Genomic DNA, 17,684 nt, shown 5'->3' with positions numbered 1-17,684 from the left:
GGCACCCCGGACTTCGCGAGGAATCACATGGCCCGTTTTGGCTTGCAAAAACTCTACATCAACGGTGGTTACGTGGACGCCAGCGGCGACGCTGTATTCGACGCCATCAACCCAGCCACCGGTGAAGTACTCGCTCACGTGCAGCGCGCAACGGCGGCAGACGTGGAAAAAGCCGTTGCCAGCGCGGAAAAGGGCCAGAAGGTCTGGGCCGCGATGACCGCCATGGAGCGTTCGCGCATCCTGCGCCGGGCGGTGGACCTGCTACGTGAACGCAACGACGAACTGGCCCTGCTGGAAACCCTGGACACCGGCAAGGCGTACTCGGAAACCCGTTACGTGGATATCGTGACCGGTGCCGACGTGCTGGAGTATTACGCCGGCCTGGTGCCAGCCATCGAAGGCGAGCAGATTCCGCTGCGTGACACTTCCTTCGTCTACACCCGCCGCGAACCCTTGGGCGTGACTGCAGGCATCGGCGCCTGGAACTACCCCATCCAGATTGCCCTGTGGAAATCCGCACCGGCACTGGCCGCGGGCAATGCCATGATCTTCAAGCCTAGTGAAGTGACATCGCTGACCACCCTCAAGCTGGCTGAAATCTTCACCGAAGCGGGTTTACCTGATGGTGTGTTCAATGTACTCACCGGCAGTGGTCGGGAAGTGGGTAACCTGCTCACCGAACATCCCCGCATCGAGAAGGTAAGCTTCACCGGTGGCACCGACACGGGCAAGAAAGTCATGGCCAGCGCTTCCAGTTCGTCATTGAAGGAAGTCACCATGGAACTGGGGGGCAAATCACCCCTGATCGTGTGCGCGGATGCGGACCTGGATAAAGCCGCCGACATCGCAATGATGGCCAACTTCTATAGCTCCGGGCAGGTGTGCACCAACGGCACACGGGTCTTCGTGCCGGCTGAGTTGAAAGCCGCCTTCGAAGCCAAGGTGCTGGAACGGGTGAAACGTATTCGTGCCGGGGACCCACTGGACGAAAACACCAATTTCGGGCCACTGGTGAGCTTCGCGCATATGGAAAGCGTGTTGGGCTATATCGAGAAGGGCAAGGCCGAAGGGGCCCGGTTGCTGTGTGGCGGCGGCCGCCTGCAAGACGGTGCGTTCGCCCAAGGTGCTTATGTGGCGCCTACCGTATTTACTGATTGCAGCGACGACATGACCATTGTGCGCGAAGAGATCTTCGGCCCGGTGATGAGCATTCTGGCGTACGACACCGAAGACGAAGTGATCTGCCGTGCCAACGACACTGATTTCGGCCTGGCCGCTGGTGTGGTCACCCCAGACCTGAACCGTGCTCACCGCATCATTCATCGCCTGGAAGCCGGCATTTGCTGGATCAACGCCTGGGGTGAGTCACCGGCACAAATGCCGGTGGGTGGTTACAAGCAGTCCGGTGTAGGCCGTGAAAACGGTATTTCCTCCCTCGCTCAATACACCCGCATCAAATCCGTACAGGTGGAACTGGGCGACTACGCGTCCGTGTTCTAAAGGCGCGTCATTTTTTCTCGCGGCCTTCCTGGCAGGTAGGCCGCCGCATCCAAAAGGTGCCCTATGACCAAAGAATACGATTACATCATCATCGGTGCCGGCTCGGCCGGGAACGTACTGGCTACCCGCCTTACCGAAGACGCCAACGTGAGCGTGCTGCTGCTTGAAGCCGGTGGCCCAGACTACCGCGCCGACTTCCGTACCCAGATGCCAGCCGCCCTGGCCTTTCCCCTGCAAGGCCGGCGCTACAATTGGGCCTATGAAACCGACCCCGAGCCCCACATGAACAATCGCCGCATGGAGTGTGGCCGTGGCAAGGGCTTGGGCGGCTCCTCGCTGATCAATGGCATGTGCTACATCCGTGGCAATGCCCTGGACTACGATGGCTGGTCCAAGCTGCCAGGGCTGGAGAACTGGTCCTATCTGGACTGCCTGCCCTACTTCCGAAAGGCAGAAACCCGTGACATCGGCCCCAACGATTATCATGGCGGCGACGGCCCCGTAAGCGTTACCACGCCCAAGGCCGGTAACAATCCGTTGTTCGCCGCCATGGTCGAAGCGGGCGTACAGGCCGGCTACCCGCGCACCGACGACCTGAACGGTTACCAGCAGGAAGGCTTCGGCCCGATGGACCGCACCGTTACGCCTAAAGGCCGCCGTGCCAGCACTGCACGTGGCTACCTGGACCAAGCCAAGGCACGGGATGCACTCACCATCGTGACCCACGCACTGACTGACCGCATTCTGTTCGAGGGCAAGCGTGCGGTAGGCGTGGCCTATCTAGAGGGCGACAGCACCAGCCCGGTCGAAGCCCGTGCCCGCAAGGAAGTGTTGCTGTGTGGCGGCGCGATTGCCTCGCCGCAGATCCTTCAGCGCTCCGGCGTAGGCCCGGCTGCCCTGCTCCAGGAGATGGGTGTGCCTGTTGTGCATGACTTGCCCGGTGTGGGCGAGAACTTGCAGGACCACCTGGAAATGTACCTGCAGTACGCGTGCACTCAGCCCGTTTCGCTGTACCCTTCCCTGCTTTGGTGGAACCAGCCGGCCATTGGCGCCGAGTGGATGTTCAACGGCACGGGCATCGGTGCCAGCAACCAGTTCGAAGCCGGTGGCTTCATTCGCTCACGGCCCGAGTTCGAATGGCCCAATATCCAGTACCACTTCCTGCCCGTGGCCATCAATTACAACGGCAGTAAAGGGGTGAAGGAGCATGGCTTCCAGGCTCACGTGGGTTCCATGCGTTCCCCAAGCCGCGGCCGCGTGCGCATCAAGTCTCGCGACCCACGCCAGCACCCCAGCATCCTGTTTAACTACATGGCCACCGAACAGGATTGGCAGGAGTTTCGTGATGGCATCCGCCTGACTCGGGAAATCATGGCTCAACCAGCCTTGGACCCGTACCGGGGCCGCGAGATCTCACCCGGCGCCCACCTGCAAAGCGATAAAGAGTTGGATACGTTTATCCGCGAACATGCCGAAACGGCGTACCACCCTTCCTGCTCTTGCAAGATGGGCACGGATGATATGGCGGTGGTCGACGATCAAGGCCGTGTGCACGGCATGGAAGGGCTGCGTGTAGTAGATGCGTCCATCATGCCGATCATCACCACTGGCAACCTGAATGCCCCCACCATCATGATGGCCGAGAAAATCGCCGACCGCATTCGTGGCCGCCAGCCTCTGCCTCGCAGCACGGCCAGCTACTACGTTGCCGGCGATGCGCCTGTACGCACCTCGCCCATGCGAGCAGTACCCGCCTAAGGCTGCACCCCTTCCTATGGGACCGGGCAAGCCACAGCCGTAGCAGTGGCTTGTCCTAGCTGATCAGCTAGGACAGCAGCCGATCCTCGACGCCGAGCAGGTACAACACCCCTTCCAACCCTAGCGTAGATATCGAATGCCTGGCCGAGGCCTTTACCAACGGCTTGGCACGGAAGGCGACGCCCAGGCCTGCCAGCGCTAGCATGGGCAGGTCGTTGGCGCCATCACCCACAGCGATGGTCTGCTCCAGGCTGACGCCCTCCCGCGCTGCCAGCTCACGCAGCAGTTCGGCCTTGCGCTGGGCATCCACAATGGGTTCCACCGCCACACCGGTGCATTTGCCATCTTCCACTTGCAGCTCGTTCGCGTACACGTAGTCGATGCCGAGCCGTGCTTGCACTTGACGCGCAAAATAGGTGAACCCGCCCGACAAGATCGCCGTTTTGTAGCCCAGCCGACGCAGCCCGGCAAACAAGGCCTCTGCCCCGTCGGTTAAACGCAGGCCGGCACCGATCTCGTCCAGCACGCTTACATCCAACCCCTTGAGCAAGGCCATGCGCTCCTTGAAGCTGGCACGAAAATCCAGCTCCCCGCGCATGGCACGCTCCGTGATTTCCGACACGCGCTCGCCTACGCCATAGGCCTTGGCCAGCTCGTCGATCACTTCGGCCTGAATCAGGGTTGAATCCATATCGAAGACGGCAAGGCGCCGATGGCGACGGTTCAGGTCATCCGCCTGCAAGGCAATGTCCACACCCAGGTCGCGTGCGGCGTCCAGCAGCTCGGCGCGCAGGGCTTGGGCGTCATGGGCAACGCCTTTAAGAAGAATGTCCACGCAGCCATGGGTAGCGGGTGCCTGGCTATCAAGGTAAGCAGGCCCCGACAAGCGGTCTATGCGGTCCACTTCCAACCCGTGCCGGTTCGCAATGCCCGTGACCCGATGCACGTGGTCGGCACTCAGGCCGTGAGTAAGCAGGCTAAGCACATACCGGGGCGCACGCTGTGCAAGCGCCCAGTGCTCGTAGGCAGGCAGGTCCAGTGGCTGAAGGCGAACAGTAACATCCAAGGTGGCATAGGCGGTTTTTACCCGTTCCAGAAGCGCTTCGGATGACACCCCAGGTGCCTGCTCAAGCATCACGGCCAGGTTGAGCGTGCCATGAATCACAGCCTGGCTGATGTCCAGCAGGCTGGCACCGCCTTCCGCCAGCACACCCACCAGCGCAGCACTTAGCCCTGGCCGATCCACGCCAGTGATGTTGATCAGGACGAATTCGCGCACGGCCTACCTCGGTTTTGGCAAAAAAAGCGCATTCTAACCAGTTTCCAGGGCTGGCGCGCTTTGAACACCAGGGGTCGGTCGTTATACTGCGCAGCACTTTCAGCCTCAGGAGCCGAGCGCAGTGAACCGGCCCACGCCCGTTAAAAACGATAATTTCTTCCTGCTGATCTTTCGGTCCTTGCGCCATCGCCGCTCACCGATCGCGCTGCGTATCGCTATCCACAACATCGTTCTGGTGGCAGTTGCCCTGCTGATCTACGCCGGGGTAATGGGGTTGCAGTTCAAGCAGGCCATGCATGACCAGGCCGATGCCCTAGGTCAAAGCCTCACCACACAAACCGCCGTGTCTGCGACCGAGTTGCTGGTGTCCAATGACATCCTCAGCCTCAATGTGTTGCTGAACAACCTAGTGAAAAACCCGCTGGTGGCCCATGCGGCCATCTACAGCGGAGACAACCGGGTGGTCGCCGAGGCGGGGCAGAAACCCAAGCCTGGCCTGCTGACGCTTTCAGGCGGCCTGTACGAGAAAAAACTGTCGTTCCAGGACGTCAGCACCGGCACGCTGCAGGTCAGCCTGAACATGGAGCAGTTCCAGCAGCCCATGGCCATCAGCCTGCAAAGCATGGGGATTCTGTGCCTTATCCTGCTGGTACTGACCCTGGTCATCAGCCTTCGCCTGGGCCGGAACCTCACCACGCCCCTGCTGCAATTGCGTGTATGGCTGCGGCAGATCGACCATTACACCCCGGCGACCGAACGCCAGGATGAAATCGGCGATGTGGCGCGGGATCTTCACGACAAATACGCCCCAGACCCACCCATTGAGCCAGTGCCTGAAGCCTTCGACGATGAAGAAGATGCAGCGCCGGCCTTTGCGCCCTTTACCGGGGCAGCTGCCAAGCCTGCACCTGTGACTGTGCCGGTTGGCCGCCGTGTGTTGGCTGATGAGGACGAAGAGGACGATGACGCCTTCGCCGACCTGGGAGACCTTTCAGTGCCAGGCCCTGGCCCTACCACTGCGCCCATCGCACCAGTTGCGCCTGCAGCCCCTGCTGTACCTCAGTACAGCGTGGTGCTGGCCGTCCAACTGGGTTCCCAGGAGCAGTTGCGTCGCTTGCCCAAGGCCCGCCTGGATGAGCTGACAGAGCGTTACCGCACCTTCCTGAACCAGGCCTCATCGCTGTATCAGGGGCATGTGCACAACCTGTCCGATGGCAGCAGCCTGGTGCTGTTCCACACCAATGACAGTGGTGAAGACTACCTGACCAATGCCATTTGCTGCGGTGAGCTGCTTCGAGCGCTGGGTCATGAATTGCAGATCGAAGTGGCGGACAGCGGCATTACGCTTCAGCTTCAACTGGGCCTGGCCTTGGCTGATGAGCTTCATGGAATGGACGACGCTTCCGTAGCTATGTCCGAGCCGACACGCACGGCACTGGCCCTGTCGCAACACAGCCGCAACCTGCTGTTGGTGGAACGCGGGGTCAATGATGACCAACTGATCCGCCAGCGTGCACGTATTCGCCCCATTGCCAGCCCTGAGGGCGCGTCGTGCGTAGAGCGCCTGCTGGAGCCTTACCCGTCCTTGCTGGAGCGTCAGCTGGCACGGATAGCGGATCGGCGGACGCGGTTGTAATAGCTGCTGGGGAGGCTGGCTTGACTGAAGCAGTCTCCCCTTCTCCTTCCCAGGCTTCGCCTGGCCCTACAGCCTAGAAGCGAAACTTAGAAGCGAAACACTTCGGCCTTCGTCCGCACGGGCACGGCCAACGGGATTTTCTGCTTTTCAGGCTCATCCTTTTCCACTTGCGCGGGCACGGGCTTGCGCTCATCCGCTAGCGCTGGCTGGCTGGCCAGGGGTTTTACGGTAGCGCTCAGTTGAGCAGCCAGCCGCTGCAGCAGCACGCCTTGGGCTTGAACCTGCGCCGCCGTGCCACCGCTGTGTTTTTCTTCCAGGTGCACCAGGCGGCTGGCACGTACCTGGCCACGACGGTCCAGCACACGCCACTGGGCATCTAGAACGGCCGGTTGGTTGCCGCCTGAGTCCAGACGTGTAATGGAGAGCAATACCTGCGCGTCCGGGCTGAAGCTCGCCCTGGCAGGGGCCAGCATGACGCGCTGCGTATCGAGCCGCCATGCCAATTGGCGCACTAGCAACTGGTCGATGTCGGCCGTGAGGCTACCAGCCCACCGCCCATCGGTGGCCGCGCGCAAGCTTCCGTCCTTCTGCCGCTGCAACAGGGTTTCACGCTGCAGGTAGTCGGCTACGGACACCGGGCCTAATAGCACCGCCATGCCGCTGGCACGTTTTGGCTGGCCAGGGTTACCGCTGTCCAGCTGGTACAACGCCACCGGCTGGTGAACGCTGCAGCCGGCCAAGCCGAGCACACCGGTCAGAAGTACAGCGAAAGGTAGGCGCAGAAAATTCATTGTCCCGTCCAGGCGGCGCTGTTGAGCAGGGCCGCAGTAATGCCGATACCAACGGGCGCACCTACAGGGCGCGCCCCAGGGCCCATATCATCCGTGAATAACATGGCAGACTCCAGCCTCCCACGACCGCCTGCCGGAAAGCAGCCGCCCAGGAGGCCGAATCTAGACAGAGGGCTCGACCAACAGGGCGTCTACACGCTGGAAGCCTCGCGGCAACTTGTTGCCACGGCGCCCACGCTCGCCCTTGTAATGTTCGAGGTCATCGGCCTTGAGCGACAAGGTACGTTTGCCAGCCTGCAGTACCAGTGTGGCCCCTTCGGCCACGATGGCAAGGTCGGTCACGTACTCTTCACGGCTCGCCACGCGGTCCCCTGGGACGCCGATGATCTTGTTACCCTTGCCTTTACCCAATTGCGGCAAGTCGGCCACCTTGAATACCAGCAGCCGGCCTTCGGTGGTAACAGCTGCCACCCACTCCTGCTCGCGGTTTCTAAGGGGCCGAGGCGCCATGACCTTGGCGCCATTGGGCAGGCTGAGCAACGCTTTGCCGGCCTTGTTCTTGGCTTGCAGGTCTTCACCCTTCACCACAAACCCGTAACCGGCATCCGAGGCGATGACATACAGCGCGTCGTCATCGGGCAGCAGCAGGCATTCGAACTGTGCCCCCGGCGGTGGCGTAAGGCGCCCTGTCAGCGGCTCGCCTTGCCCCCTGGCCGAAGGCAGGCTATGGGCCGGCAGCGAGTAGCTACGGCCTGTGGAGTCAATGAACACGGCGTACTGATTGGAGCGCCCAGGCGCGGCGGCCTTGTAGCCGTCCCCGGCCTTGTAGGACAAGGCCGTGCCATCGATATCATGGCCTTTGGCGCAGCGTACCCAGCCTTTTTCCGACAGCACCACGGTCACCGGCTCGGTGGGCATCAGCTCGTTTTCCGACAGGGCACGGGCTTCGGCCCGCTCAACAATCGGCGAACGGCGGTCGTCGCCGTAGGTCTTGGCATCAGCCAGTATCTCGGTGCGTACCAGTTTTTTCAGCTTCGCCTCGCTGCCCAGCAATGCCAGCAGCTTGTCGCGCTCCTTGGCCAGTGCGTCCTGCTCGTCACGGATCTTCATCTCTTCCAGGCGCGCCAGCTGGCGCAAACGGGTATCGAGGATGTAATCGGCCTGGGTCTCGGACAGCCCGAAGCGGGCGATCAGCTTGGCCTTGGGGTGGTCCTCGGTACGGATGATCTGAATCACTTCATCCAGGTTGAGGAAGGCCACCAGCAGGCCTTCGAGCAAGTGCAGCCTGCGCTCGACCTTGTCCAGGCGGAATTGCAGGCGACGGCGCACGGTACGGGTACGGAACACCAGCCATTCCTGAAGCAACGCACGCAGGTTTTTCAATTGCGGGCGGCCGTCCAGGCCAATGATGTTCATGTTTACCCGGTAGGTGGATTCCAGATCTGTTGTGGCAAACAGATGCTGCATCAGCTCGGCTGCATCCACACGGTTGGAGCGTGGGATGATCACGATACGGCAGGGGTGTTCATGGTCCGATTCATCGCGCAGGTCTGCCACCATGGGCAACTTCTTGGCCTGCATCTGTGCGGCGATCTGCTCCAGCACCTTGGCGCCAGACACCTGATGCGGCAATGCCGTCACCACCACGTCACCGTCTTCCATCCGGTACACGGCACGCATGCGTATGGAGCCGCGGCCGTTCTCGTACATCTTCAGCAGCTCGTGCCGGGGCGTGACAATTTCAGCCTCGGTCGGGTAATCCGGCCCTGGTACGTGCTCGCACAGTTGCTCGATGGTTGCGTTGGGCTCATCCAGCAGGCGTACACAGGCTGTGGCCACTTCTCGCAGGTTATGGGGCGGTACGTCGGTGGCCATGCCCACAGCAATGCCGGTGGTGCCATTGAGCAGAATGTTGGGCAGGCGTGCCGGAAGTACCGCAGGCTCGTCCAAGGTGCCGTCGAAGTTGGGCACCCAGTCGGCCGTGCCTTGCCCCAGCTCGGTGAGCAACACCTCGGAATAGCGCGACAGGCGTGCTTCGGTGTAGCGCATGGCGGCGAAGGACTTGGGATCGTCTGGCGCCCCCCAGTTGCCCTGCCCGTCGACCAGTGTATAGCGGTAGCTGAACGGCTGCGCCATGAGCACCATGGCTTCATAGCAGGCCGAGTCGCCATGGGGGTGGAACTTGCCGAGCACGTCGCCCACGGTACGGGCGGATTTCTTGTGCTTGGCGTCAGCATCCAGCCCCAGCTCACTCATGGCATACACGATCCGCCGCTGCACGGGCTTGAGCCCATCGCCGATGTGGGGCAGCGCGCGGTCCATGATCACGTACATGGAATAGTTGAGGTAGGCCTGTTCGGTGAAGTCAGCCAAGGACCGGCGCTCTACGCCCTCCAGGCTGAGATCGGTTGATTCGCTCATTCAAGCCTCATCAATGGGTGTTCTGGCGCAACAGCATAGTGCCGTCGCGCAAGGTGAATTCAAGTCGTTTCAGGGCACTCATGCCCAACAGTATCTGCTCGCCCGGCAGCCCGGGCACCACGACAGCGCTCACCTGCGCCAGGCGAATATCACCTAGCTCCAGGCTGGCCAGCCGCGTGCGATAACCCTGGGCTGCGCCATTGGCGGTGTTCAGGGTCACCGGCATGCCTTTGTCCAGGTCGAGGCGGCTGGCCACGGCGGCCGGGATTGCTACCTCGGTCGCGCCGGTATCGATCATGAAACTGACCTTCTGACCGTTGACGCCGCCATCGGCCACAAAGTGGCCCTGACGGTTGCCTTGCAGGCGCACTTCCACAAAGCCTGCACCATGGGTAGAGCTTATCTCACGGTTGGGGTTCTCCTGCTTCTGCTCCCAGTCGCCGAAGAAACGCGATGCCAGGAACAGCCCGGCCACCCAGGCCAGCGCCATCAGCCAACGCCCCGCTTGCCGGCCCGGTGCTGACGTCAAGGGGCCTCCCAACCGCCGGCCGGTGCGGCAAACCGCCAGGCCACAGGACGCTGCTCGCCATCGGCGCGTACCCAGTTGTTGTTGTCTGTGCCCACCCAGGCGCCGGCATCGTCCAGCGCCAGTGCCTCGGTCAGGCCGTACGGCTGGTCATAACGCCGGGAGGGTTGCAGCCCCGTGTCAGCGAAGGACCAGCAGCGCTCAACCGCGCCGGTGTCGGCGTCGCGGCGGCACAGCTTGTAGGCGTTGCGCTCCAACGTGAACAGCTTGCCCTTGAACCAGGTAAGGTCGGAGAAATCCTTGGCATAGCTGGCACCCGTACGCATAGGCGGCGGTACGTCTTCTGAACCACCCTCGCTCAGCAACACGCAGGCCTTGCCACAGGCCCAGCCATCAGCGCCGAACTGCAGGGCAAGCAGGCCACGCTTTTCACGCTCGGCCGCCAGCCACAGGCGTTGCCCTTTCGGGTCGATGGCAAGGCCTTCGAAAATGGCATTGAAGTGGTGAAGCATACCGCGCTGGCGCGCCTCTGCCACCATGCTGGCAGGCAGCGGCAGCCAAGCAGCGTCGCCACCTGGCGTAATGCGCAACACGGCCGCCTTGGCCTCGCTCACCAGGTACAGCTGTTGGCGTGCGTCGCAGGCGATGCCTTCGAAGTCCAGGCTGCCGCCGCGTACCAGGCCTGCTGCGACCGTGCGCGCGACAATACCTGTGGGCAAGCCCATGTCGGGCGCTGTCGGGGCCTTGAACGTCAGGGCCTGGCTCTGCCATACCGCTGCGGACCTGTCCATGCGATACACCTGGTCATCGTCCCGGTCTGACACAGCCCACAGCTCGCCCGCGCACAGTGCAAAACCGGACAGGTTGCCGCCGCGCATACCCTCAATGGGGTACTCACCTTCGAAGGCGAGCTCTGGGACAGCCGCCGCGGCCTGGGCGACTGCCATAGTGCCGGACAGCAACCCCACGGCGAGCACCACACGGATCAACTAAGCACCTCGGCCAGGTTACCCTTGGCTTCCAGCCAGCTTTTGCGGTCGCTGGCGCGCTTCTTGGCCAACAGCATGTCCATAATCTCGCTGGTGTGCGCGAAGTCTTCCAGGGTGAGTTGCACCAGCCGGCGGGTGTTAGGGTCCATGGTGGTTTCGCGCAACTGAGGCGGGTTCATTTCACCCAGCCCTTTGAAGCGGGTGACCTGGGGCTTGCCACGCTTCTTTTCAGCGACCAGGCGGTCCAGGATGCCATCGCGCTCGGCTTCGTCCAGGGCGTAGTAGATTTCCTTGCCCAGGTCGATGCGGTACAGCGGCGGCATGGCCACGTACACATTTCCAGCGTCGACCAAGGGGCGGAAGTGCTGCACGAAGAGGGCGCACAGCAAGGTTGCGATGTGCAGGCCATCGGAGTCGGCGTCCGCCAGGATGCAGATTTTCCCATAGCGCAGCTGGCTGATGTCCGTAGCGCCCGGATCCACCCCGATAGCCACGGCAATGTTGTGCACTTCCTGGCTGGCCAGTACTTCATTGCCATCCACTTCCCAAGTGTTCAGGATTTTCCCGCGCAGCGGCAGGATGGCCTGGAACTCCTTGTCCCGGGCCTGCTTGGCGGAGCCACCGGCAGAGTCCCCCTCCACCAGAAACAGCTCGGCACGGGCCGGGTCCTGCCCGGCACAGTCGGCCAGCTTGCCGGGCAGTGCCGGGCCTTGGGTGATGCGCTTGCGCTCCACCTTTTTGCTGGCCTTCAGGCGGCGCCCGGCATTGTTGATGGCCAGTTCTGCCAACTGCAGGCCCAGCTCGGGGTGTGCGTTGAGCCAAAGGCTGAAGGCATCCTTCACCACACCGGATACGAAGGCTGCTGCCTCTCGGGACGACAGCCGCTCCTTGGTCTGGCCAGAGAACTGGGCATCCTGCATTTTCATCGACAGCACGAACGCGATGCGCTCCCACACGTCTTCCGGCGCCAGCTTCAAGCCGCGCGGCAACAGGTTACGGTACTCACAGAACTCGCGCATGGCGTCCAGCAGCCCCTGGCGCAGGCCGTTCACATGGGTGCCGCCCTGGGCGGTAGGGATCAGGTTGACGTAGCTTTCCTGAACACTGTCACCCCCTTCAGGCAACCACAGCAAGGCCCAATCTACGGCCTCCTTGTTGCCTGCCAGGCTGCCACAGAATGGCTCGGCGGGCAGGCGCTGGAACTCGCTGACCGCATCGGCCAGGTAGGAGCGCAAGCCATCCTCGTAGTGCCATACGGTTTTCTCGCCGCTGGCCTTGTCCTCGAAGGTAACGGACAGGCCGGGGCACAGTACGGCTTTGGCCTTGAGCACGTGCTTGAGGCGGCTGATGGAGAACTTGGGGGAATCGAAATATTTCGGGTCCGGCGCAAAGTACACACTGGTGCCGGTGTTGCGCTTGCCCACGGTGCCAATAACTTTCAGGTCCGTGGCCTTGAAGCCGTCGGCGAAGGTCATTTCGTATTCCTGGCCGTCGCGCTTCACACGCACGCGTACCAGGTTGGACAGGGCGTTCACCACGGAAATACCCACACCGTGCAGGCCGCCAGAGAACTGGTAGTTCTTGTTGGAGAACTTGCCGCCAGCGTGCAGCTTGGTGAGGATCAGTTCCACACCGGGCACGCCCTCTTCCGGGTGGATGTCCACGGGCATGCCGCGCCCGTCATCGATCACTTCAAGGGAGTGGTCGGCATGCAGAATGACCTGGATGGATGAGGCGTGCCCAGCCAACGCTTCGTCCACGCTGTTGTCGATGACTTCCTGGGCCAAATGGTTGGGCCGCTGGGTGTCGGTGTACATGCCCGGGCGTTTACGCACCGGGTCGAGGCCCGAGAGGACTTCGATGGCGTCGGCGTTATAGGAGCTAGCGCTGGGAGTGGCCATGGGTTCTCTTCGTCAATCGTTATGGAGGGTTACAAAGTGGCGATGTCGAGGGCTGCGCAGCGTACAGGATCAATGCCCGCCAGTTGCAGCAGTTCCGGCAAGCGCTCGGCAAAGCCTTCGTAGCTGTGATTGCCGCCTTGGCGCACGTCCACCGAACAGCCTTGGTAAAAAGCCTGGGCACGGCGGTAATCCAGCGTTTCGTCAGCCGTTTGCAGCCACACCTGCAGGCGGTCGCCGACCACAGGCGGCGCTACTTCAAGCTCGGCCAAGGCTTGCACATGGTCTTTGGTCAGTTGCCACACCTCACCGGTGTAGTAGTTCTGTAGCGTGCCTAGGTAGCCGTCGAACAACTGGTGAGGATTGACTGCCGGGTTGATCAGCACCGCACGCAGCCCGTGGCGCTGAGCCAGGTGGGTCGCATAGTAGCCCCCAAGGGAGCTACCGACCAGTAGTGGCTCACCCAGCGTTGCAATGGCCGCTTCCAGTTGAGCGATAGCCTGGCGAGGGTGATGATGCAGCGCCGGCACTTGCAGCTGGTCTTGGAGTCCCAATTGCTGGGCAGCGGCGATCAGCTGGCGCGCCTTTTGCGAAGCTGGGGAGCTGTTAAGCCCGTGGATATAAAGGATAGAAGCGGACATTCAGCCCCCGTGGGTAAATCATGACAGCCGAGTGTATCGCAGGCAGCGATGTTCAATAACCACTGCCACCAAACGAGGGGCCGAACTCGAACGCCGGTACGCGGGAAATAGCCGTGTCCAGTTGCCCGTCCGGGTGCAACTTCAGCCAACGATAACCTGGCGCAATACGGTCCACGGAAAAGTCTTCGCTTAACGGCTTGAATTGCACGCAGGTGGACGGCGTTGCCAGCAGGCGCACGCCGTTGCGCTCGCGGTCCAGGTGCTGGTGAACATGCCCCCAGAGAACGGCACGCACCTGCGGGTAACGGTCGATGATGGCCAGGAAGGCCTCGGCGTTGCGCAGGCCGATCGGCTCCATCCACTTGCAATCGATGGACACCGGATGGTGATGCAGGCATACCAGATGATGGCGTTCGGGCGCGCCCTTCAAGGCGTTCTCAAGCACTTGAAGCTGGTCATCAGCCAGCCGGCCCGGCACAGACCCGGACACGGACGAATCCAGTAGCGTGATACGCCAGTTGCCAACATCCACCACCTGCTGCATCAATTGGGTAGTACCGAAATGGTCCGCCATGATCGCCGCTTCATCGTGGTTGCCTGCCATCCAACGGTGAGGTGCATCAATGCAGGCGGTCATGGCCTGAAAACGCTGGTACGACGCTAGCGTGCCGTCTTGGGACAGGTCCCCCGTGGCAATCATCAAGTCCACCGCTGGCAGCTCGGCCATCACCCGTGCCACGACCTGACGCAGGCTGTCGGCCGTGTTCATGCCCAGCAGGGTGCCTTCGGCTTCGGCAAACAAGTGGCTATCGGTCAGTTGCAACAACAGGACCGAAGCATCGGGGGCTATATGTCGGTCAGGCAAGGGCCGTCTCCTAGGGCGAATACACCTAGGATTATGGTGTGGTTGGGAGAAAAGCGCGATATCGAGTGGTGATCCCAACAGCCAAAGACCCAGTTTACCCCTGGCAAGACTGTTCCGGGCTTTGCCCGGTCCAACATGTGCTACCTCACATGCTCATACTCATGCCCACACGCCAGGCAGTGGCTCAACCACTCGCCCAGGAACAGGTTCAACTGGGCTTTCTCGTCAGGCTGGTGCATGGCCGCATTGGGATAGGGATAGATACCGTGGAAGCGGCGTGCGTGTTGGGCACCGATCACTTCGGCCATGCGGGCATCGTGGTACACCTGCACTTCCATGCGAGGCACAGGCAACCACGGCAGGCTGTGCTTCTGGCTCACACTGATCGTGGTGGTGTAGGGGCTGGCCTGAATCACCTCAAGGCTGATCACGCCCAATGCCCGGTCCCCCTGGCTCAGGCCAATATGGCGCAAACGCTGCTCCCCGCGCATGCCGGGCAGCAGGCGCATCAAGCGTGCATAGTTGGCCTCACAGGCCGCTTGCAACCCGGCCAAGTCGACCCGGTAGCGTTCGCGCAACAGATTCACTTCCACAACCCCCTGACTTCTTCGCGGTTCAGCGCCAGCCATTGAATGGCAATCAGCGCGGCGGCATTGATGATCCTGCCATCGCGTACCGCCTGTAGTGCGTCTTCAAAGGCCCACACCCGTACACGGATGTCTTCGCCTTCTTCTTCCAAACCATGCAGCCCACCCGCGCCCTCGCTGGAGCACCGGCCCAGGTACAGGTGAACGTATTCGTCGCTGCCGCCTGGTGAAGGGAAGTACTTGGTTATCGGCCACAGCGCCTGGAATTTCAGCCCAGCTTCCTCTTCCGCTTCGCGGTGTGCAACCTCTTCGGGCTGTTCGTCCTTGTCGATCAGGCCGGCAACCATTTCAATCAGCCAGGGGTTGGCTACCTTGCCCATGGCCCCTACGCGAAACTGCTCGATCAGCACCACTTCGTCCCGCTGGGGGTCGTAGGGCAGCACGCACACAGCGTCGTGACGCACAAACAGCTCACGGCTGATTTCCTTGCACAGCCCGCCCGAGAACAGTTCATGGCGCAGGAACAGCTTGTCTACTTTGTAGAAACCCTTGAAGCAGTTTTCGCGGCGGGTGATCTCGACTTTCGTCGGCACCGAATGGTTAGCGTCTGTCATACGAATCCTCTTTTCCCATCGTTTGGGTTACACGTGCCTGACACACTTGCAACCCGCGTGCCTAATGCAGCGCCGTCAGCCTATGGCGAACTCGCCTTAGCGTTTATAGTCCAACCCCGACTTCATCATCGCCAGGGATTTCCATGTCACCCTTGAAAATTTCAGCGCTGGCGCTTCTAGCGTTGAGTCTTGGCGCCTGCCAAAGCCTTTTTCAACCCAATTACGACAAACCGCTCAAAACCGAGCATGAGGCCTGGGAACACATCAAGCCCGGTTGTACCACAGCAGACTGCCCGCTGGTAAACCTGGACACCGTGCATTTTCCCGATGAGCCTGCACTGGATACGCTTGTACAGCAACGCTTGGTCCAGATGACCCAGGACAATCCAGATGTTGCGCCTACTACGTCGTTGCCGGCCTACGAGCAACAGTTTCTGGGCAGGGCACAAACAGGCAACGCCACCTACCTGCAAGCCAAGGTAAGGGAACAGCATGACGGGCTGGTGATTGTGGAACTGTCCAGCTACCTGGACACCGGTGGTGCCCATGGCATGCCGGGCCGCGGGTTCATTACGTGGTCACGTGAGCAACATAAGGCACTGACCCTGGCTGATATGGTAGTGCCAGGCCAGGAAGCCACCTTTTGGCTGGCCGCCCAGGAAGCGCACCGGGGCTGGCTGATCGCGTCCAAGCTGGACCAGGACGCTGAATTCATCAAGAACTGGCCGTTCCAGCGTACTGACAACATCGCCCTGGCGTCCGATGCCGTGGTGCTCAAATACAATGTTTATAGCATTGCGCCGTACGCCATGGGCCACGTCGAGCTAAAAATCCCCTATGCCCGGCTCAACGGTGTGATTCGGCCGGAACTGCGCCCACGCCGCTGAGCACTTTTGACATCCCCCCGTGCAGCGCCCCTGCCATGACCAAAGATGGTAGCGTGGCGCCCACGTCTGGCCAGTAACGGGCCAAAAAGTGGTACAGCGCAATCCCCGCTACCCACGCCATCACTGCTGGGGCACGCCACGCCGGGCAGGTGCCTGCCACACGACGCTGGCGCAGCAGGTAGTGGTCCACCAGCACCACGCCGAACAGTGGCGCGAATACCGAGCCGATCAGCAGCAGGAAATTCTGGTACTGGGCCAGCGGTGCGAACGCCGCGATGAGGGTACAGGCCACGCCCACCATCACCGCCAGGTGTTCGACCTTAAGCCGCACCAGCAGGCCCGTAGAAACCGCTGCTGAATGAATATCGGCAAACGCATTCTCAGACTCGTCCAGCAGGATCAACAGAAGCGGAATGCCCAGGCCTGCCCCGGCCAGCGCCAGCAGCAATGCATTGGTTTCCCCGCTGGGCGCGAACGCCAAGGTATAAGCCACTCCCAGGCCCATCAGCCAGACATTGCCCAGCAGGAAGCCCAAGGCCGTACCCGTGAATACCTGACGTGCCGACCGGCCAAAACGGGAGTAGTCGGCAATCAGCGGCAGCCAGGACAGCGGCATGGCGATTGCGATGTCGAACCCTACGGCCAAACTCAAGGAGCCATCCCCTGTGCGCACCCAGAGTGCGGCCAGGTCGGCCTTGGCAAACAGGTTCCAGGTTAGCCACAGGCAGGCCGCCAGCAGCAGCCAGATACCCCACTTGCGCAACACACGACGCACAAAGGTGAGCGGGCCGCCCACAGCCAGTAGCGTGGCCAAGGCACCGAAGGCGAGAGTCCAGAGCAGCGGGTTGGCCAATGGGCTGGCTTCACCCCAGTGTGTGGTGGCCAACAGGCTGGCCGCATCGCGCATCACGATCAGCTCGAATGCCCCCCACCCTATCAACTGCAACAGGTTGAGCAGCGTGGGGAGCATCACGCCTTGGCGGCCCAGGCTGGTTTTGAGCGACGCCATGGCTGACAGGCCCGTATCGGCGCCAATCACCGCTACGGCAGCCAGCAGCAGCACCCCCACCGCCGTGCCCAGCACAATGGCCAGCACGCCGTGGGCCAGGCCAAGGCCCGGTGCCAACAAAGCGCCGGTCTGCAAGACCATCAGGCCGACGCCCAGAGAGAACCACAGGGTAAACAGATCACGGGCACCGAATACACGATGCTCAGGTGCAACAGGAAGGTCAGGCGAATAGTGAGTCAAGGGGCAGGCTCTCGCAGCAAGATAAACGAGCGCCCGGCTTAGC

Annotated in this window: 15 protein-coding genes; 4 read left to right on the top strand and 11 right to left on the bottom strand. The window is 61.8% G+C overall.

Going from position 1 to position 17,684, the window contains the following annotated elements:
* The first annotated feature begins 27 nt into the window (after positions 1-27).
* Complete coding sequence (gene betB, locus ACSAMW_RS16590) at positions 28-1,500, top strand: betaine-aldehyde dehydrogenase (RefSeq protein WP_500591222.1); 1,473 nt, start codon at positions 28-30, stop codon at positions 1,498-1,500.
* Positions 1,501-1,563: 63 nt separating this feature from the next.
* Positions 1,564-3,258: a choline dehydrogenase gene (gene betA, locus ACSAMW_RS16585; RefSeq protein WP_500591221.1), complete on the top strand. Its 1,695-nt coding sequence runs from the start codon at positions 1,564-1,566 to the stop codon at positions 3,256-3,258.
* A 67-nt stretch (positions 3,259-3,325) separates the two neighbouring features.
* Here the strand turns inward: betA and serB are convergent, their stop codons facing one another.
* Positions 3,326-4,537, bottom strand: coding sequence for a phosphoserine phosphatase SerB (serB, locus tag ACSAMW_RS16580; protein WP_168084942.1), 1,212 nt, complete (start codon positions 4,535-4,537; stop codon positions 3,326-3,328).
* Between the two features lie 121 nt (positions 4,538-4,658).
* Here serB and ACSAMW_RS16575 point away from each other — a divergent pair, with 121 nt between their 5' ends.
* A complete protein-coding gene (locus tag ACSAMW_RS16575) occupies positions 4,659-6,173 on the top strand; it encodes an AhpA/YtjB family protein (protein WP_500591220.1) in 1,515 nt (504 codons plus the stop codon).
* A gap of 86 nt (positions 6,174-6,259) precedes the next feature.
* Here the strand turns inward: ACSAMW_RS16575 and ACSAMW_RS16570 are convergent, their stop codons facing one another.
* The 9 genes from ACSAMW_RS16570 to ACSAMW_RS16530 all read right to left on the bottom strand — a co-directional run bounded on the left by ACSAMW_RS16570 (position 6,260) and on the right by ACSAMW_RS16530 (position 15,505).
* A complete protein-coding gene (locus ACSAMW_RS16570; RefSeq protein ID WP_500591219.1) occupies positions 6,260-6,964 on the bottom strand; it encodes a PqiC family protein in 705 nt (234 codons plus the stop codon).
* A gap of 162 nt (positions 6,965-7,126) precedes the next feature.
* Positions 7,127-9,385 (bottom strand): DNA topoisomerase IV subunit A, encoded by a 2,259-nt coding sequence (gene parC / locus ACSAMW_RS16565; RefSeq protein ID WP_500591218.1) that lies wholly within the window; start codon positions 9,383-9,385, stop codon positions 7,127-7,129.
* Positions 9,386-9,395: 10 nt separating this feature from the next.
* On the bottom strand, positions 9,396-9,914 hold the full coding sequence (locus tag ACSAMW_RS16560; protein WP_500591217.1) for a retropepsin-like aspartic protease family protein: 519 nt from the start codon (positions 9,912-9,914) through the stop codon (positions 9,396-9,398).
* Positions 9,911-10,900, bottom strand: a complete 990-nt coding sequence (locus ACSAMW_RS16555; RefSeq protein ID WP_500591216.1) for an esterase-like activity of phytase family protein — start codon at positions 10,898-10,900, stop codon at positions 9,911-9,913. Before ACSAMW_RS16555 ends, ACSAMW_RS16560 begins: the two co-directional genes overlap by 4 nt.
* Positions 10,897-12,801 (bottom strand): DNA topoisomerase IV subunit B, encoded by a 1,905-nt coding sequence (parE, locus tag ACSAMW_RS16550; RefSeq protein WP_500591215.1) that lies wholly within the window; start codon positions 12,799-12,801, stop codon positions 10,897-10,899. The genes ACSAMW_RS16555 and parE overlap by 4 nt, the downstream gene beginning before the upstream one ends.
* A 29-nt stretch (positions 12,802-12,830) precedes the next feature.
* Complete coding sequence (locus tag ACSAMW_RS16545; RefSeq protein WP_500591214.1) at positions 12,831-13,439, bottom strand: YqiA/YcfP family alpha/beta fold hydrolase; 609 nt, start codon at positions 13,437-13,439, stop codon at positions 12,831-12,833.
* A gap of 52 nt (positions 13,440-13,491) precedes the next feature.
* Positions 13,492-14,304 (bottom strand): 3',5'-cyclic-AMP phosphodiesterase, encoded by an 813-nt coding sequence (gene cpdA / locus ACSAMW_RS16540; RefSeq protein ID WP_500591213.1) that lies wholly within the window; start codon positions 14,302-14,304, stop codon positions 13,492-13,494.
* 140 nt (positions 14,305-14,444) lie between these two features.
* Positions 14,445-14,897, bottom strand: coding sequence for a DUF1249 domain-containing protein (locus ACSAMW_RS16535; protein WP_168084962.1), 453 nt, complete (start codon positions 14,895-14,897; stop codon positions 14,445-14,447).
* Positions 14,888-15,505, bottom strand: a complete 618-nt coding sequence (locus ACSAMW_RS16530) for an NUDIX domain-containing protein (RefSeq protein WP_500591212.1) — start codon at positions 15,503-15,505, stop codon at positions 14,888-14,890. Before ACSAMW_RS16530 ends, ACSAMW_RS16535 begins: the two co-directional genes overlap by 10 nt.
* Before the next feature lie 143 nt (positions 15,506-15,648).
* Between ACSAMW_RS16530 and ACSAMW_RS16525 the strand changes: the two genes are divergently transcribed.
* Positions 15,649-16,392, top strand: coding sequence for an RsiV family protein (locus ACSAMW_RS16525; RefSeq protein WP_500591211.1), 744 nt, complete (start codon positions 15,649-15,651; stop codon positions 16,390-16,392).
* Here the strand turns inward: ACSAMW_RS16525 and cytX are convergent.
* Positions 16,352-17,641, bottom strand: coding sequence for a putative hydroxymethylpyrimidine transporter CytX (gene cytX / locus ACSAMW_RS16520; protein WP_500591210.1), 1,290 nt, complete (start codon positions 17,639-17,641; stop codon positions 16,352-16,354). The genes ACSAMW_RS16525 and cytX overlap by 41 nt on opposite strands.
* Positions 17,642-17,684: the final 43 nt, after the last annotated feature.

It is taken from the genome of Pseudomonas sp. AB39(2026), from assembly GCF_059831485.1.
This window is presented reverse-complemented; position numbering and strand designations above follow the sequence as displayed.

What these genes read in the sequence shown, in the direction of transcription:
- parE (WP_500591215.1), bottom strand. Translation starts at nt 12,801, where the DNA reads ATGGCCACTCCCAGCGCTAGCTCCTATAACGCCGACGCCATCGAAGTC.
- ACSAMW_RS16570 (WP_500591219.1), bottom strand. Translation starts at nt 6,964, where the DNA reads ATGAATTTTCTGCGCCTACCTTTCGCTGTACTTCTGACCGGTGTGCTC.
- ACSAMW_RS16545 (WP_500591214.1), bottom strand. Translation starts at nt 13,439, where the DNA reads ATGTCCGCTTCTATCCTTTATATCCACGGGCTTAACAGCTCCCCAGCT.
- betB (WP_500591222.1), top strand. Translation starts at nt 28, where the DNA reads ATGGCCCGTTTTGGCTTGCAAAAACTCTACATCAACGGTGGTTACGTG.
- parC (WP_500591218.1), bottom strand. Translation starts at nt 9,385, where the DNA reads ATGAGCGAATCAACCGATCTCAGCCTGGAGGGCGTAGAGCGCCGGTCC.
- betA (WP_500591221.1), top strand. Translation starts at nt 1,564, where the DNA reads ATGACCAAAGAATACGATTACATCATCATCGGTGCCGGCTCGGCCGGG.
- ACSAMW_RS16530 (WP_500591212.1), bottom strand. Translation starts at nt 15,505, where the DNA reads ATGACAGACGCTAACCATTCGGTGCCGACGAAAGTCGAGATCACCCGC.
- ACSAMW_RS16525 (WP_500591211.1), top strand. Translation starts at nt 15,649, where the DNA reads ATGTCACCCTTGAAAATTTCAGCGCTGGCGCTTCTAGCGTTGAGTCTT.